This is a genomic window from Haematospirillum jordaniae (assembly GCF_001611975.1).
Taxonomy (GTDB): Bacteria; Pseudomonadota; Alphaproteobacteria; order Rhodospirillales; family Rhodospirillaceae; genus Haematospirillum; species Haematospirillum jordaniae.
Map to the genome: position 1 here is coordinate 256496 of NZ_CP014527.1, position 16713 is coordinate 273208.

The following is a 16713-nucleotide window of genomic DNA, read 5'->3' on the forward strand; positions in this document are numbered from 1 at the left end:
GGACTTTCCTGTTACCAAGGATACTGCCATGTCTCCCATCTCTTCCTCAGGAGCAGACCTGAAAATCATGCGGTTACGCGTAGGGGGCATGGACTGCCCCGGTTGCGCGGGAGAACTGGAACGAACTCTGATACGTATTCCGGATGTTGAAGACGTAAAAGTCAGCTTCAGCAACGGGTCTGTTACCATTGCATGCCGGGAGGGCACAGGCCCATCCCTGTCGGACATCGAGGCCGAGATACGTAATCTCGGTATGTTTGTCACACCAAAGGAACCTAGCACAGAGCCACCATCACACGGCTGGAAAAATAACCGGAACGTTCACCTTGTGGCTATCACCAGCGTACTAGTCGGAACGGCTGCACTGGTGGGAACGATTGCCCCTGAACTGGCAGACAAGGCATGGACAATCGCGGCTGGGATCAGCCTCCTGCCCTTTATTCGCCAAGCCTTTTCCCTTGCCGGGGCGGGCAATCCCTTCTCGGTTCAAATGCTGATGACTGTCGCTGCAACCGGTGCCCTTGTTATTGGTGCTGCCGGCGAAGCTGCAACCGTTGTGTTCCTATTCTCGATTGGTGAGCTCCTGGAAGGACTTGCAGCAGACAGGGCAAGGCGCAGTATCCATGATCTGGTGGCCCTGATACCGCAGACGGCCATCGTAGAAGAAGATGGATCGCACAAGACCGTCCAAGCCCATAGCCTTGTTCCAGGACAAATTGTCCTAGTCCGGACAGGTGACCGCGTTCCTGCAGATGGAATCATGTCCGACGAAGGATCGCTTTTTGATCAATCTCCCATTACCGGGGAGTCCATTCCTGTTATCCGCAAACATAATGCAGATGTCTATGCTGGTAGCATCAATGTCGGGAACCCTGTTCGCATAAGGGTCGAAAAAACAGCGCAGGACACAACGATTGCCCGGATCATCCAGCTGGTAGAAGAAGCACGCAGTACCAAGGCTCCGTTCGCACGCCTTATTGATCGTTTCTCGGCACGTTACACACCAGCAGCCATGCTGCTGGCAGGCCTTGTTATCACAATCCCGCCGCTTGCCTTTGGCGAAAGCTGGGAAACATGGATCTATCGCGGTCTGTCCCTGCTATTGATTGCCTGCCCCTGCGCCTTGGTCCTTTCAACACCAGCCGCTGTTGCCGCAGGCATGTCAGCCGCCGCACGGCAGGGGCTCCTGCTCAAGGGAGGAGCCGTTCTGGAAGCCATCGGCAAAACCCGTACGGTCGCCTTTGACAAGACAGGAACTCTGACCTCCGGCACACCACAGATCACAGATGTCATTCCTGTACAAGACAGCAAGGAAAGCATTCTGCGCCTAGCCGCATCTCTTGAGACCGGATCTTCTCACCCACTGGCTTCAGCCATCATCAACCAAGCAAAAGAAGAAAACCTGACTATACCACAAAGCCGGAATATATCCGTGCTCCCTGGGCACGGCGTACAGGGCAACGTTGAAGGACGACGTCTGACCATTGGATCAGCCCATATGTACCTAGAAGACAAAAGGATACCCCCAAACGTTCTGGATCAGATTACGGCACTGGAGGACCAAGGAAAGACAGTTGCCGTCCTTTATGGAGAGCAATCTGTCCTTGGGCTCATCGCAGCACGCGATGAGCCGCGCCCCGATGCAGCATCAGCCATCAGATTATTAAAAGAGGCCGACATCCATGTTGTCATGCTCACAGGGGATAGCCACAAAACGGCGTCAGTCATTGCCAAGGAACTGGAGATCGAAGTAAGGGCCAACCTTCTTCCTGAAGACAAGCTAAAAACAATACGGGAACTGGAAGAAAATGGTCCGGTTACCATGGTTGGCGATGGGATCAATGATGCACCGGCCTTGGCCGTTGCTTCGGTTGGTATTGCCATGGGAAGCGGAACCGATGTTGCCCTAGAAACTGCCGATGCGGCCCTGCTAGGAAATCGTGTTGGCGGTATCGTTGATCTTTTAACTCTTTCAAAGGCAACCATACGCAATATCTGGCAGAATATTGCCCTTGCACTTGGCCTGAAGACTCTCTTCTTGGCCGGAGCAGTAACCGGTACAACAACATTGTGGATGGCTGTCTTTGCCGATACCGGTGCAACCATCCTAGTAACATTGAACGCGCTGCGACTGCTTGGATTCAAACCAGCCCGTAATGAGAGCCAAGGGACCAGCGAAAACCAACCCCATCACCAACACAAACAGAACCAAGTAGCTTCTGTCTAAAAGCTAGGCTAACGTGAAGAGGGATGGATCATGATCCAGGGGACGCCGCATGTTGAGAAAATTATGTTCAGCCATACTGGGGCTGTTTCTGGGAAGCGGAAACGCCGTGGCAGGGCAGGGCAGCGCTTGGGATTATACCTTCACTTCGATTGACGGAACCCCTATGCCATTGCAGTCCTATGCAGGCCATGTCGTTCTGGTTGTCAACACGGCATCCCGCTGCGGATTCACACCCCAATACGAAGGCCTGGAGAAAATCTGGAATACGTATAAAGACCGTGGCAAAGGGCTAGTGGTCATCGGCGTGCCATCCAATGATTTTGGGGAACAGGAGCCGGGCAGTAACCCTGAAATCAAGACCTTCTGTGAAACAACCTTCAACGTCTCGTTTCCACTGACAGAACGCGCTGTTGTCAGCGGTGATCACGCCCATCCGTTCTATCAGTGGGCTGCTCAACAAACCGGAGCAGCGGGAATCCCGCGCTGGAATTTCCATAAATATCTGATTGGTCCGGACGGACGCCTGCTGGACTGGTTTCTGCCAACCACAAAGCCGGATGATCCCAAAATTACCGGCGCCATAGAAATGGCATTGAACAGCGCAGATCCGGACTAGATCACCACGTAGGAGCATGACAGCAAAGCAGGCCGCATCACATGCCTATGACCGACTTGTCAGCCGCTATCCTCCTGCTCACCGAGCTGGGCTTTATCTTCGTGATGCTGGTCTATATGGGCTCCAATCTTGATGACTTGGTCATTGACATTATCTTCTTCGGGCGCTGGATCTACAAAAGTCTGTTTGTCTTCCGGCGCTCCAAGCCAATGGCCATAGAGGTCCTGCACCGCGCACAACAACAGCCCGTAGCCCTGATGTTCCCGTCGTGGCAGGAATCCGGAATTATTTACTCCTCACTCAGTAACATGTTCCGCACGCTGGACTATTCAAACTTCCATGTTTTCGTTGGAACCTACCCCAATGATCCGGATACTGGGAAAGAGGTTGAAAAGCTGTGCTCTACGCTGGGGAATGTCCATCACATCATCACTCCATTGCCGGGGCCAACCTGCAAGGCTGATTGTCTGAACTGGATTGTCAAAGGGATCACAGAATACGAGCAAGCCAACGGAATGCGCTTCGAGGTTATCGTCATGCAGGATGCAGAAGACATCGTGCACCCGCTCAGCCTGAAGCTTTTCAACTTTCTGATCCCGCGCTTTGACCTGGTACAAACACCGGTCATCTCTCTGGAACGTCCGTGGCATGATCTGACTGGCGGCCACTACATGGACGAGTTCGCCGAGCTTCACAGCAAGGAAATCATTGTTCGTGAATTCTTGGCCGGGGTTGTTCCGGGGGCAGGGGTGGGAACAGCTTACTCCCGGCGGGCCCTGGATGCCGCACGAACAGAACAGGGAGAAGTGTTCAACACCGGCACGTTGACCGAAGATTACGAATTTTCGCTCCGCCTCAAGAAAGCAGGCATGAAGCAGATTTTTGCACGTGTGCCTTTTGTCCGTACCGTATCACGAAAACAATGGCTGACCGGAAAGGAACAGCTGGTCACAATTGTTGACTACATCTGCACACGTGAATATTTCCCCAATGCCTTCTGGGCTGCCGTACGCCAGAAAAGCCGCTGGACAATCGGCATTGCCCTGCAGGGATGGCGTAACTTCGGATGGGATGGATCTTGGGCAATCCGCTATCTTCTGATGCGGGACAGGAAAATGGTGGTGCTGAGCCACGCCGCTCCATTCGGGCTCTTTGTTGTACTGGTGCATGTTGGCATCGCTCTGTGGGCATGGTCCATGGAGGACAGTTACCAACCGGCCCCTGTTCTTCCTGATGACAGTCCGTTCTGGCTTGTTGTGTGGATCAACCAGGCTCTGCTGGCCTACCGGCTTTTCCAGCGCCACTACTGGACACACAAATACTATGGATGGTCTGCCATACCCATGATCATCCCCCGTTATTTGTGGGCCATTGTCATAAATTATTGTGCCGTAATACGAGCCCTGCGCATGTTTGGTCACCATCTACGTACGGGTGAAAAGATCGGCTGGGACAAAACATCGCACGAATACCCTGATGAAGCACACCTGAAGCTTTATCGGCGCCGGATCGGCGATCTGATGATCGAGCGCCAGTTCATTACCCCCACCCAACTTGAACAAGCGCTGGCCATGCAGAAGGAAAAAGGGGGCACTATCGGCAATATCCTGATGGAAATGGGTCTGGTAAACCAAGACCAGTTTCTGGAAGTTCTTGGCATGCAGGTCAGGCTGGAAGTGCGTGCTATCGATCCATTCAGCGTACCCGATACTATCTTGCAGCGATTCCCGGCATCTCTAGCCAAACAGTTCAGCATGTTCCCCGTTGGCTTGTCTGCATCGGGGAACCTTATGGTGGCCGCCCTGTCGGTTCCCACACAGGAACAAGTTGAAACGGTTGAGACAGCAATTGGCGGGCGAGCCGAATTCTGTCTGGCTGTATCCAGCGAGATCCTATTTGCCATTCACCGACGCTATGGCGGTATCCCGGAAGACGCTGCGAAGGGCAAGGGAGGGGCAGGGCCACCGCTGGGACAACGCTTGGTCGAGGCCGGCGTTATCACAGCTGAAATGTTGGCTGGTGCCCTGCGTGAACAAAGACGCTCCTATAAACCGATGGGGCAAATCCTTCTGGATCTGGATCTGCTTCCCTCACAAGCCACACTGGATGACGCTGTCAAAAAAGCAGCAGCCGCTGGTATTCCTTTAGGGCGCTGGCTGGCGGAGAACAGTATCTGCTCCACTGAAGACGTAGAGAAGGCGTTTGCCTTGTCCAAGAAAAGCGAGCGACCTGTCGGAGTCATTCTGGTCGAGCAGGGGCATATCTCGGAACAAACGCTGACAGACTTCCAGAACCAAGGCAACAAGCCGGCATGATAACGCAAGGACACATACCGGGCTGGATCCTGGCCAGCATGATCGGCAGCAGCCTGCTATATGGACCATGTGCTCAAGCTCAGCAGGCACCAACAGCCGAGAAGCGGCTGATACAAATGCTGCCGGAACAAAGCTTCATAGAACGTGAATGGCTGCGGCACAGAACCTTCCCGTACGAAGAAAAGGCGCGCACCCTGATACAAGGTGATCGCAAGGAGGAAGCCCTGCAGGAGTTGGAAAAAGGACTGACACTGATCCCGGAAGCTCACGTCATGCGCTGGCGTGCGACCGTCTTGGCTGCGGAGCTACAGAAACCAGCCGATGTTCTGCGGCTGAGTGCACCGTTGACGGAAGTCGCTCCTGATTTCAGCCTTCTGCGTTTGTTTCGCGCAACAGCTCTGCAAACCTTAGGGCACCGTGAAGAGGCCGCCACAGAACTGACGCAAGCTATGGGAAGCGCCACACTCAGTGTGGATGAACAACTGCGTGCCTTGGAACTACAGACGCGCACGGCACCAAACAGTGCCGGTCTACAAAAAGCAATGGATGATCTGGAAGTACTCTCGCATAAAAGAGCATTGACCCAACAGGAGCAATTGGCAGCAGCCCGGATCCTGGTTCTGGCCAAACGCGACCGGGAAGCAGCCGAACGCTTGCTCCAACTGACCCGGAACCAGGACACGGAACAGTCCATAGAGGATGCCGCAGCCGTAGACCTTGGCTTTCTCCTGCTACGACAGAACAAGCCAGGGGAAGCCTACACGCTTGTCTGGCCAAGACGGGAGCGCCTTGGGCATTCGCCCGCTGTCCTTGGCCTTCTGGCGGAAGCTGCCAGCCGCAGCGGCCACCACGAACAAGCCATTGAACTGTACAAGCCTCTTCGGAACAGCAGTAACCCATCTGACTTACAGGTATTGGCTGATCTCCTGGCCCGGGGCGGCCTTCGGGAAGAAGCGGCACAGACCCTTGAAGCTGTGGCAGGGCTTCGCCTTGGGGCAGCAGACCGGGCCCTGTCACTGAAACGGGCAGCCTTCATCCGTCTGGATGCCGGACAGGAAGAACAAGCGCTGGAACTCTTCATAAAAGCGCTGGAGCTGGACCAAAGCCCGGACACGCTGAATTCTGTGGTTCTGACAGCGATCTCTGCCAAGCGTATCAAGGACGCCAGCCTGGTACTGCAGCGAGTCGAGCAGGAACAAAGCCTTCAGGCCCCAAACCGGGCTGATGTCATTAACGCACATCGCCTATCCCTGTGTGCAGCACAGCTTGAACAGAATACCCCGGAAGAGTCCGTACGCTGTCTGGAAGAACTCCCACACAGTATCGGTGACATACCCGAACGCCTGCAGCTTCTGGCGGAAGCACAGAGACGGGCAGGGGACACCTCTGCACGTACAAAGACACTCGAAACCTTGGCACAACTGCGATCCGACAAGGACACGCTGGTCTCGCTGGCTGATGCACGGTGGGCCGAGGGCAATGTCCGTGGATCAGCCGAGGCGCTGGAGCAAGCCGCCCATCTGGATCATGAAGCCGCCGCAAGAACAGCGATTGAAGCGCTTGTTCGCTGGAAAGGGGCACAAGAATGGGTATCGGTAGAGCGTGTAGCCCGCCGCATCTTGGAAAGAATCAGCCCGGAAAATGAAGCTGTACGCCAAGCCCTGACGGCCCTGGCTGAAAGCGGGACCGCCACACAAAAGAATCAGCAACGCAAGAAAGCCTTACAGGACCTGTACCATCGCGGACTAATCTCCGTCGATCAACGCTTGGACCTTGCTTTTGTTCTTCTGGAAGACAAGGAAACGAAGGAAGCCGTCCGGCTGATGTGGGAAACATTGCAACACGAACAAAGCCCCAGGGTTCATGTTCTTCTGGCAACAGCACTGGACAGGGCAAACCGCAAGGGACCCGCCGCTGATTTCTACGAAAGATCCCTGCGGGATTATTCTGGACCCCGCAGCCTATCAGCCGGAACAAAAAACCTGGTCAACGCATCACTGGGCTATTTGTACTACGATACGGGACGGCCGGATCTGGCTGCCCGCCACTGGAAACAGGCCTTGTCGGGGCAGCATGATCCCGTTCTACAATTACGACTGGCACAAGCCTTTCTGGGGGCAGGAGAGGCTGAAAGCGCCCTGCAGCAGATTGGCACCCTTGAAGCCACAAAACTACCCGATGACCTAAAGCCCGTGCATCTGGAAACGTGGGCTAGGGCGCTGGCTGCAGCCGGTCGGGACCAAGAAGCCATACAAGTATATCAAACCTTGAACGCAACCAGTCCAACCAGCGGCCGACGTCTGGAGCAAGCCGTAGTCGAACGACGGCAGGGCCAAATGGAGCCGGCCTTTCACACCTTGGAAGCAGCGTATCAAGTCACCCCGGACAACGAAGCCCTGGGGCTAGCCTATGCCTATGCAGCCCGTGACCTGGGCGATCACGAACGGGCAGAACCCTTGCTAAGCCACATTACGGGTGCGAACCCGGACCAGCTCTCCGCGCGGGAGGATCTGGGTTATACCCGTGCGGCTCTTGGTGATACCCAAGGCGCACAAGATGCCTTCTCCGACGTTATAGAGGATGAGCGCCTGTATGCAGCCATGCGCCAATACACACCCGTTCAGAACCGCGCCCACATTTGGGGGCTAAGGCGACAAAACAGCATCTTGAACGATAACCTAGCGTTACAAGGCTATACTACGATCTGCCCACAAGCCAGCTCATGCCGACGGACAACAAGCCCGGTCGGTGATGCCCTGAACGAGGCACAAGGCGGCGTGGAACTGGCATGGAGACCTCCCTCTGTTGGCTATCGCGACGGACGCACCCTTGCCATCACCGGACGCCTGTTCTGGGGGACCATCAACGGTGCCTCTCCCGTACCGGATAAACACACCACACAGGCTGGGGCTGGCCTGCGCTGGAAACCCCTGCGCGAGCATGACTTCAATCTGGCGGCTGAACGCCTGTTTTCCATTGGATCCAAAACAGAAGACAACACGCTGGTTCGTGTAAGCTATGGCCTGAGCAGCAGCATGGACATACCACCCGATGAACCTGCCTGGACACCATATTACAGCTTTTATGTGGATGCCGGACGGTTTCTTGAGAAATCGAAGGCTCGGCTTGTCAGTAGCGAACTCCGGCTGGGAGGGAAATGGCGCATGGGCACACCCTATATAGCAGCACCGTTTGCCCTGATCGGAGGATCCCACGCCGGGACAAGCACACTGGACGACACCATTGCCCGCGGTGGTATCGGGTTGCACTGGCGCCTGTGGTACAATGAATCTGCAAGCCATGCGCATCAGTCTTATATCGATGTCACACCACGCCTGACCCGTGACATCACAAAAGACGGGCAGGGCGACAGGCAAACACGTTTCATTGTCTCCGTTCTGGCACGGTTCTAGAGATGCGTAAACGCCTTGTCATCTTTGCACTATGGATGGTTGGAATAGGCTCTGCCCATGCTGTCTGCGGACCCGCAGGGGCTCCGGATGCCACCTTCTACCAGCCACTGGCCATCCACGGTAACCGTAGCCCGGAAGACTGGGATGCCTTTGGGCGGTCCCTTAAACAGATCGGTATTCAGAGCATCTACGTACAGTGGTCCATCCTGAATAGCATTGCCTTGTTTCCCCTGTCAGACGCAGTTGGGAAAGAAATATATGCGAGACATATCAGTCCGCTACCAAACCCGCCCTTGCCGGGTCTGCTGGCCATGGCCGAAAGGAATGGAATTGGCCTGTGGATAGGCCTAGATCTTGATCCATCCTTCTTTCAAGTTCACGAGCGAAATCCGGATCTGCTGCGGGTCTACTTCCTGCGCCGTGAGCTGGCTCTGGAGGCCCTGCTGCCGGATCTGGGGAGATTGGTTGCAACCAGTCCAGCTCTGCATGGCTGGTATATTACGGATGAGCTTGACGACCTGCATTGGCAGGATACAACCCGCCGAGCTTTACTCACGGAACATCTTGCCAAGATTACCGAGCTTCTGTCCTCGCTGACAGAGCACCCTGTACTCATAGCCATATCGGGGTTCTCAAACGGTCGAACCAGTCCATCTGTGCTGGCCGAATTCTGGGATACAGTCCTGACAAAAGGCCGCATCGACCGCCTTTTATTTCAGGACAGCATCGGGGCCGGCAAACTCAGCGTGCAGGAAAGCACTCTTTACCGTGACGCCCTAGCTAAAAAACTGGGCCAGCGGGTTCATATGGTTGTGGAGGCCTTTTCTGTACAGCAGCAGAATCCGGATGGCAGCCAGTTCGTCGGCATTCCGGCTTCCACGACAGAAATGCACGAGAGGCTGCGCCTTGCCATGGGGGCGGCCATGGCAAGGCCCGTCCTGTTCAGCGCACCGGAGTATCTTCTGCCATCCAGAGCAGAGGAAATGAGTCAATCCGGGAACATATCAACGGCAGATCGTGACCACCGCGCCAAGGCGCTATACGATCTTCAGGCCAAGGTCGCACAGCAATGCGTGACCAGCCTGCCCGGCATACAGGGTGTGAACAGCAGATGAGTCTGCATGAAAACACTTGTTGTCATCGGAACACGCCCTGAAGCGATCAAAATGGCCCCGCTTGCCAGAGTACTATCGCGTGACAAGGCCTTGTCCTGCCGGGTTGCCGTAACAGGGCAGCATCCGGACTTGGTGCCCCCAATACTGGATTTCTTCGAGGTTCCCGTTCACCACAACATGTCATTGGCACGCTCACGCCAAGGGCTGGCTCATCTGCATGCCGGCATTCTGGATCAGATGGAGGCCATGATTGAGCAAGACCGTCCGGATCTTGTGCTGGTGCATGGTGATACAACCAGTGCACTGGCTGCAGCGGAGGCTGCTTTTTACAGTGGCGTACCCGTCGGACACGTCGAGGCCGGGCTTCGCAGCCACAACCTCCGCAGTCCCTGGCCAGAAGAGATGAACCGCATCGCCATAGATCAACTGGCAGACCTCATGTTTGCACCGACAGAGCAGGCCAGAACAAACCTACTGAACGAGGGGCGAACTGATGACACGATCACCGTAACAGGAAACACTGTGGTTGATGCCCTGTTATGGGTTTGCCACAAACTCGACAGCGATGCCGCCCTGACAGCGCGCATTGTAGCAACATTGCCACGCCTACCCGATGACCGCCGGATTATTCTGGTCACAACTCATCGCCGGGAAAACTTCGGCCCCCCCTTGGCACGGATCAGCCAAGCATTGCACACACTGGCAAACCGCCCCGACGTGTGTATCGTCTTCCCCCTGCACCCCAACCCAGAAGTGGGCATGAGGATGAAAGCCTTTCTGGCCAGTCACCCCTTTATCATCCTGACCCATCCTCTGGACTATCTTCCCTTCGTCCTACTGATGCGCCGCGCCGCCGTCATCCTGACGGATTCAGGAGGCATACAGGAAGAAGCACCATCTGTAGGAACCCCAGTCTTGGTCCTGCGGGACTTGACAGAAAGACCGGAAGCCTTGGACAGCGGGGCCATCCGCTTGGTCGGAACCCGAACAGAGTCCATTGTAGAGGCTACCTCCGAGATTCTTGATGCGTCATCCCCTACAGCACCCCAACCTGCAGGAAATAACCCGTTTGGTGATGGCAAAGCGTGTGAGCGGATTTGCCAAACCATAAAAAACTGGAAATCACCGGGTAAAAAACGTAAAGCCCCCGCCTGATAAAGGGCAGGGGCCAACGACACCGTCACACACTGTCAGGCGCTGTAATACATCTGATACTCAATCGGATGAGGAGTGTGTTCAAACGCATGAACTTCCTGGAATTTGAGATCGGTATAGGCATCAAGAAAACCAGGTGTAAACACATCACCCTTCATCAGAAAGTCTCGATCCGCCTTCAGGGCATCCAGAGCTTCCCGCAGGGAACCACATACCGTGGGAACCTGTGACAGCTCTTCTGGTGGCAAATCGTACAGATTCTTGTCCATGGGATCACCGGGATGAATCTTGTTCTGAATCCCGTCCAGACCCGCCATCATCATCGCGGTATAAGCCAGATAGGGATTGGCCGTCGGATCAGGAAAACGCACTTCCACCCGTTTCCCTTTGGGATTGGAAACATAGGGAATACGACAGGATGCAGACCGGTTACGCGAAGAATAAGCCAGAAGAACCGGCGCCTCAAATCCCGGAATCAGGCGCTTGTAGGAATTTGTAGATGGATTTGTAAACGCGTTGAGCGCCTTGGCATGCTTGATAATGCCACCAATATAGTACAATGCCATGTCAGACAGGTCTGCGTAACCGGACCCTGCAAACAACGGCTTGCCATCCTTCCACAGGGACTGATGAACGTGCATGCCAGACCCGTTGTCCCCCGCCAAAGGCTTGGGCATGAACGTAGCGGTCTTGCCGTACGAGTGGGCGACCATGTGCACAACGTACTTGTATATCTGCATCCAGTCCGCTGACTGCAACAAAGTACCAAACCGGAAACCAAGCTCATGCTGTGACGAGGCAACCTCATGATGATGCTTCTCGACATCAACCCCCATATCCAGAAGGGTTGATGTCATCTCGGCACGCAGATCAACACCACTGTCAACAGGAGGAACCGGGAAGTATCCTCCCTTGATACCGGGGCGATGTGCCCAGTTGCCCTGATCAAACTCCTTGCCACTGGCCCAAGGGGCATCGCCGGCATCAAGCTCGAAGGACACTTTGTTCATATCCACCGTATAGCGGACGTCATCAAAGACAAAGAACTCTGCCTCGGGGCCAAAATAGGCCGTATCGGCAATGCCGGTACTTTGCGCATAAGCAAGACCGCGGCGTGCTATACCGCGTGGACAGCGATCATAAGACTGACCTGTTGCAGGATCCACAACGTCGCAAAACACAACAAGCTGCGGTTGGGCCGTAAAGGGATCCATCACGGCCGTCGAGATGTCCGGCATCAAAATCATGTCGGACTCGTTAATTTCCTTCCAGCCGGCAATGGATGACCCATCAAACATAATACCGTCGGCCAGAAGATCATCTGTCACGGTCTTGACATGCTGGGCTGTGTGCTGCCACTTGCCACGGGGATCGGTAAAACGGAAATCAACATACTTGACGTCATTTTCCTTGATTTTTTCGAAAAATGTAGCGGTATCAGACATGAATACTTTTCCTTGTCCTGAATGGTTACCGTCCCTCGGTCCCATTGTCTATGCCACACAAAACCACACATCACTCAGACCGCGTTTGGCCCGCGTTCCCCGGTCCGGACACGAATGGCATCATCGACCGGCAGAATAAAAATCTTTCCATCACCGATACGTCCAGTCCTAGCAGCCTGTTGAATGACCGCTATCGCCTGCTCAACACAGCTTTCCTCAAGAACCATCTCTATTTTGACTTTTGGCAGAAAATCCACCACATACTCGGCCCCCCGGTACAGCTCCGTATGGCCTTTCTGGCGCCCAAACCCCTTGACCTCCGTCACCGTAATACCCTGAAGGCCGATATCCCCCAAAGCCTCACGCACTTCATCCAGTTTGAAGGGCTTTATGATGGCTTCTATCTTCTTCATCATGTTTTCATCACACTTCAAACCAAAATGCAGACAACAGACAGACACTTATGTATGGAAGATCTGCGACCACATAAATAGAAAATACATGCGGCTACCACAACTTTCAATCCTTGCAATGGGGCAATACCATCTTATGCGATATCGCATAGGGGCGTTTCATGCCCGGCCCGCTCAGGAAGAGTGCCCAAAAGCTGATCCAGAGCATCACGCAGGGCATGCAAGCGCTGTATATCCTCGTGACCAAGGGATCCAGGGCTGGCCTGAAGTCGGGCAATTTGCTTCAATGCCGGAAGCAGAACCTTGGTCGCCGAAGCTGTACCGACGTCTTTGGCACTCTTTTGCTCCGGCTTTGCAGACGGAGTATTCAGGTCGGTCTTCATCGCCCGAAGTTCACTAACCGTCATTCCTGTCGTAACGATCCTGCCCCAGGCAACACGCGCGGCCTGTTCATCCCCAAGATCAGCAAGCGCAAACAGGGTACTTTTGCTGATCTTGTTCGAGACCGACGGCACCGCCTGCAGAATATCCTCCGGCAAGGAGAGAATGTTCAGGGTTCGGCTGATCTCGGATTGTGAGCGACCGAGGATCTCGGCAACCTGCCCTTGGGTATAACCATGCCGGTTCATCAGCCGCTCGCAGCCACGAGCCAATTCCACCATATCGAGATCAACACGGACAACATTCTCGACCAATGCTATTTCCGCCGGATCTCCGGAAATAATAATGGCCTTGATTTCGTGATGCCCCAGTAGACGGCAGGCCCGCCACCGGCGTTCCCCCGCATACAGGATATGTTTCCCATCTGGACCTGAGGCCGAAACCAGAACCGGCTGTAGCAATCCAAGACGATGGATGGAAGAGGCCAGCGCTGCCAGATCATCATCATCGAAGAACGAACGCGGCTGATCCGGGTTGGGAACAATGGACGTCAGGGCAAGGGTACTGACCCTGCTTTCGCCAGAAAAGAATGACGTCATCAAGGAAGAAACATGTCCCGTTGTCGTACGGGGTGGCATCTTGCGCGACATAGACTCAGGTCTCCGCAGGAACAGGATGAACCGGGACAGGCGGCACGGAAACATGACGCGCTGCTGCCAGCGCAATCAATTTCTCCGCTAGGTCTGCATAAACAGACACGCCACGTGCACCGGGATATAATTCTAGGATCGGTTGCCCGGCGGCAGCAGCATGATTGTAGTACGTGGTACTGATAACCGGATCGAGGATCGGAACAGCCGAACCAAAGATGTCATGCAGCTCTTGCATGGTTTCCCGGTCCTGAACAAGACGGGGGTCAACCCGCGTCGGCAAGATTCCAAGAATTTCAAGCCCAGGACGTATGCGGCGCCGGATCCGGTCTATGGCCCTGAGAATTAGGGGAATCCCGCGCGTAGACCACGGCGTTGGGTCTGACGGTATCAAAACGTAGTCAGCAGCGGTCAGCGCATTGACAGTTGTGGGCCCCAAATGGGGACCGCAGTCAATCACTATGAAGGAAAAACGACCGGCAAGCGGAGCCAGCGTTTCTTTCAAAACCCATTCACCACCGATTTCACGGGTCAGGACAAGATCAGCCTCGGCCAAACGGGACCCACCGGGCAAAAGGAAGAGCGGAATATCATCACGCACACGCACCAAGGCATCACTAACCGGAAGATTATCCAGCATCACGGATGCAACAGTCCGCCCTGATGCATCCAGTTCATAGTTATTCAGCCCCAAGCCCGCCGTCGCATTGCTCTGGTGATCAAAATCAACCAACAGCGTTGCGTGACCGGCACGAGCCAAGGCCCACGCAATATTGATAGAGCTTGTTGTCTTGGCAACGCCGCCCTTCTGGTTGGCCAAGGCTAATACCAGAGGCTGCTCACACACTGGTTCCTGTACCGTTGCGGAACTGCCAACAAGAAATAAGCGCACGATGGAGGGAACCGGTTCCTTTCCCTGCTCCCACCGACTGATCATCGGCGGGGAATAATTGCGGCTCAGCTCCTTGTTCAGGAAGGCCGCAAATTCGGCCTGGGTTTGTCCTCTGCGTTTACGAATATCACGCAGGACATTGGCACTGAGGTCCATAAGATCCCCCGGAGTTGATGTTTTCATCAATATGTCTGGCCAGATAAAGACTGGCAACCATCAATTTGGAAAAAATACAATGGTTGGCAGGTTACCCGTTTGCAACAGGCGGCAACTTTCACCGGAACAACAAGAGAACTAGGCAAAATTTACCGACCTGATCCGATGCCTCATACACACTGGTGCAGGCAGAAGATTTGGCACACGACGTGCTTGGGAAGGAACCTGCCTCAGGAACCAGGAGCCTGCCATGCCCTTTCTCAACGTTACCGACCTGCCTGAATCCTCCTTTACCGCAAACAAGACACGCCCCACTTTTGCCTCTGCAAGACATCATGATCGATCCCCCATAAGCGCAAAGTTGTTTGCCAGAACCGTCGGCGAGCAGTGCCACAATGCCAACCGTCAACGTATAGCCTCGCTGATTGGGGTTGTACGCGCTGAAGAAATTGACGCCTTGGTACACAGGGTGGCTGACCTGAAGGCTCGCTACCTGTCTGCTGTTCTGGATTCAGGCAAAGCACGGGGAACACCTCGCCCGGGACAACACGACGAGCTTGGACATTTGCGGAACGCCCTAGCCGAGGCTGAACAGGGGCTGGAAACAATCCGTAATAGCATCATACACGGGGAACTCTTTGTTGATGGTGTTGGTGATGGCTTTCCTTGACAGACAAAACAGCATGGAAGGGACCCCAGAAGATCCATTGTGCAATGAATAAACCAACAATATGCTTTATTGGGCTTACATAATGAACAAAAACAGGAAGAATACTGACAAACTTGACCGTTCTTTCTGACGCCTCCTTGGTCCACAATGAAAGCATCATGGTTCCTTGGAGACTTATGCATGCTGAAGAATATCACCCCCGCCCGCACACTGTTCCTAAGCGTCGAGGGTGTGGCCGCCATCATGAAAAAGAAGGGTGCGGCAGCGTGCATAGAGGGGATTGCGCACTACATCAACGAAGATTTTCTGCGGTGGGAAGATTTTGACAAGACCGCCCGGGTTGCCAGTCACTCCGACGATGGCGTCATTGAGCTGATGCCAATTGCAGACAAGGAAACCTACACCTTCAAATACGTTAATGGGCATCCCCGGAACAGCCGTTTCGGGCTTTCAACTGTTATGGCCTTTGGCGTTCTATCCGATGTGGAAACCGGGACACCGGAGCTACTGAGCGAACTGACGCTGACAACGGCTATGCGTACAGCGGCCATGTCAGCCGTTGCCGCAAAGGCACTCGCAAAGCCAGAACCCAAAAGCATGGCCCTGATCGGCAACGGTGCCCAGAGTGAGTTCCAAGCCTTGGCTTTCAGCCATCTTCTTGGGGTAAAACGTTTTCATCTGTACGATGTTGATCCATCTGCAACGACCAAACTGCAACGCAATCTGGACCAGCTTGGCCTTGAGAGTCAGGCATTTTCGTCCACACGTGATGCTGTACAAGGTACAGATATCGTAACAACGGTTACAGCCGATAAAACAAATGCCACAATCATAACGCCCGATATGATCGAGCCCGGCATGCATATCAACGGCGTGGGCGGTGATTGCCCGGGAAAAACGGAACTGCACCGCGATGTCCTGAAAGAGGCGCGTGTTTTTGTGGAATATGAGCCCCAGTCCCGCGTTGAAGGTGATGTACAGCAGATGCCACCAGACTTCCCAGTCACAGAAATATGGCGGGTTCTGGCAGGTCACGCGCCCGGTAGGCAGTCACCAGACGATGTCACTATTTTCGACTCTGTTGGCTTTGCGCTTGAAGACTTCTCGGCGTTGCGCTTCATGCGCGATGTCGCAACTACACTGGATCTGTGTGAATCTATCTCGCTTGTTCCTGCTCTTGAAAATCCACGGAATCTTTTCGGTTTTGCGTATGAAAAGAATGCTGGTCAGACCCGTCCGCTGCGTGACGTTGTGGCATATTGAAA

At 54.5% G+C, this 16713-nt stretch carries 12 protein-coding genes; 8 read left to right on the top strand and 4 right to left on the bottom strand.

All coding sequences use genetic code 11. The features are described 5' to 3' along the window. The first annotated feature begins 28 nt into the window (after positions 1–28). From AY555_RS11225 to wecB, 6 genes are read left to right on the top strand one after another with little or no spacing between them, the layout of a single operon-like run. Entirely contained in the window at positions 29–2227 is a 2199-nt protein-coding gene (locus AY555_RS11225; protein WP_209315872.1) for a heavy metal translocating P-type ATPase, read from the top strand. 49 nt (positions 2228–2276) lie between these two features. Next, a complete protein-coding gene (locus AY555_RS11230; RefSeq protein ID WP_066137339.1) occupies positions 2277–2843 on the top strand; it encodes a glutathione peroxidase in 567 nt (188 codons plus the stop codon). Positions 2844–2884: 41 nt separating this feature from the next. Beyond that, positions 2885–5158, top strand: a complete 2274-nt coding sequence (locus tag AY555_RS11235; RefSeq protein ID WP_082812199.1) for a glycosyl transferase family protein — start codon at positions 2885–2887, stop codon at positions 5156–5158. Continuing rightward, a complete protein-coding gene (locus AY555_RS11240; RefSeq protein WP_066137342.1) occupies positions 5155–8571 on the top strand; it encodes an NfrA family protein in 3417 nt (1138 codons plus the stop codon). Before AY555_RS11235 ends, AY555_RS11240 begins: the two co-directional genes overlap by 4 nt. A gap of 2 nt (positions 8572–8573) precedes the next feature. Then, on the top strand, positions 8574–9686 hold the full coding sequence (locus tag AY555_RS11245; RefSeq protein ID WP_066137343.1) for a DUF4434 domain-containing protein: 1113 nt from the start codon (positions 8574–8576) through the stop codon (positions 9684–9686). Positions 9687–9692: 6 nt separating this feature from the next. Further along, positions 9693–10841: a non-hydrolyzing UDP-N-acetylglucosamine 2-epimerase gene (wecB, locus tag AY555_RS11250; RefSeq protein ID WP_066137345.1), complete on the top strand. Its 1149-nt coding sequence runs from the start codon at positions 9693–9695 to the stop codon at positions 10839–10841. A 35-nt stretch (positions 10842–10876) separates the two neighbouring features. On the opposite strand, the gene glnA is transcribed toward wecB, so the two are convergent. The 4 genes from glnA to AY555_RS11270 all read right to left on the bottom strand — a co-directional run bounded on the left by glnA (position 10877) and on the right by AY555_RS11270 (position 14805). Further along, a complete protein-coding gene (glnA, locus tag AY555_RS11255) occupies positions 10877–12286 on the bottom strand; it encodes a type I glutamate--ammonia ligase (RefSeq protein WP_066137346.1) in 1410 nt (469 codons plus the stop codon). 74 nt (positions 12287–12360) lie between these two features. Then, a complete protein-coding gene (locus AY555_RS11260; RefSeq protein WP_066137348.1) occupies positions 12361–12699 on the bottom strand; it encodes a P-II family nitrogen regulator in 339 nt (112 codons plus the stop codon). A gap of 134 nt (positions 12700–12833) precedes the next feature. Next, complete coding sequence (locus AY555_RS11265; RefSeq protein WP_066137350.1) at positions 12834–13730, bottom strand: ParB/RepB/Spo0J family partition protein; 897 nt, start codon at positions 13728–13730, stop codon at positions 12834–12836. Between the two features lie 4 nt (positions 13731–13734). Further along, positions 13735–14805 carry an AAA family ATPase gene (locus AY555_RS11270; protein ID WP_082812203.1) on the bottom strand — a complete coding sequence of 357 codons (1071 nt, stop codon included), beginning with the start codon at positions 14803–14805 and terminating at the stop codon, positions 13735–13737. A 223-nt stretch (positions 14806–15028) separates the two neighbouring features. On the opposite strand from AY555_RS11270, the gene AY555_RS11275 reads away from it, so the two are divergent. Both AY555_RS11275 and AY555_RS11280 read left to right on the top strand, forming a co-directional pair. Beyond that, a complete protein-coding gene (locus tag AY555_RS11275) occupies positions 15029–15448 on the top strand; it encodes a hypothetical protein (RefSeq protein WP_066137354.1) in 420 nt (139 codons plus the stop codon). A 180-nt stretch (positions 15449–15628) separates the two neighbouring features. Next, positions 15629–16711 carry an ornithine cyclodeaminase gene (locus AY555_RS11280; protein WP_066137356.1) on the top strand — a complete coding sequence of 361 codons (1083 nt, stop codon included), beginning with the start codon at positions 15629–15631 and terminating at the stop codon, positions 16709–16711. The last annotated feature ends 2 nt before the right edge of the window (positions 16712–16713 follow it).

What these genes read in the sequence shown, in the direction of transcription:
- AY555_RS11225 (WP_209315872.1), top strand. Translation starts at nt 29, where the DNA reads ATGTCTCCCATCTCTTCCTCAGGAGCAGACCTGAAAATCATGCGGTTA.
- AY555_RS11230 (WP_066137339.1), top strand. Translation starts at nt 2,277, where the DNA reads ATGTTGAGAAAATTATGTTCAGCCATACTGGGGCTGTTTCTGGGAAGC.
- AY555_RS11235 (WP_082812199.1), top strand. Translation starts at nt 2,885, where the DNA reads ATGCCTATGACCGACTTGTCAGCCGCTATCCTCCTGCTCACCGAGCTG.
- AY555_RS11240 (WP_066137342.1), top strand. Translation starts at nt 5,155, where the DNA reads ATGATAACGCAAGGACACATACCGGGCTGGATCCTGGCCAGCATGATC.
- AY555_RS11245 (WP_066137343.1), top strand. Translation starts at nt 8,574, where the DNA reads ATGCGTAAACGCCTTGTCATCTTTGCACTATGGATGGTTGGAATAGGC.
- wecB (WP_066137345.1), top strand. Translation starts at nt 9,693, where the DNA reads ATGAAAACACTTGTTGTCATCGGAACACGCCCTGAAGCGATCAAAATG.
- glnA (WP_066137346.1), bottom strand. Translation starts at nt 12,286, where the DNA reads ATGTCTGATACCGCTACATTTTTCGAAAAAATCAAGGAAAATGACGTC.
- AY555_RS11260 (WP_066137348.1), bottom strand. Translation starts at nt 12,699, where the DNA reads ATGAAGAAGATAGAAGCCATCATAAAGCCCTTCAAACTGGATGAAGTG.
- AY555_RS11265 (WP_066137350.1), bottom strand. Translation starts at nt 13,730, where the DNA reads ATGTCGCGCAAGATGCCACCCCGTACGACAACGGGACATGTTTCTTCC.
- AY555_RS11270 (WP_082812203.1), bottom strand. Translation starts at nt 14,805, where the DNA reads ATGAAAACATCAACTCCGGGGGATCTTATGGACCTCAGTGCCAATGTC.
- AY555_RS11275 (WP_066137354.1), top strand. Translation starts at nt 15,029, where the DNA reads ATGCCCTTTCTCAACGTTACCGACCTGCCTGAATCCTCCTTTACCGCA.
- AY555_RS11280 (WP_066137356.1), top strand. Translation starts at nt 15,629, where the DNA reads ATGCTGAAGAATATCACCCCCGCCCGCACACTGTTCCTAAGCGTCGAG.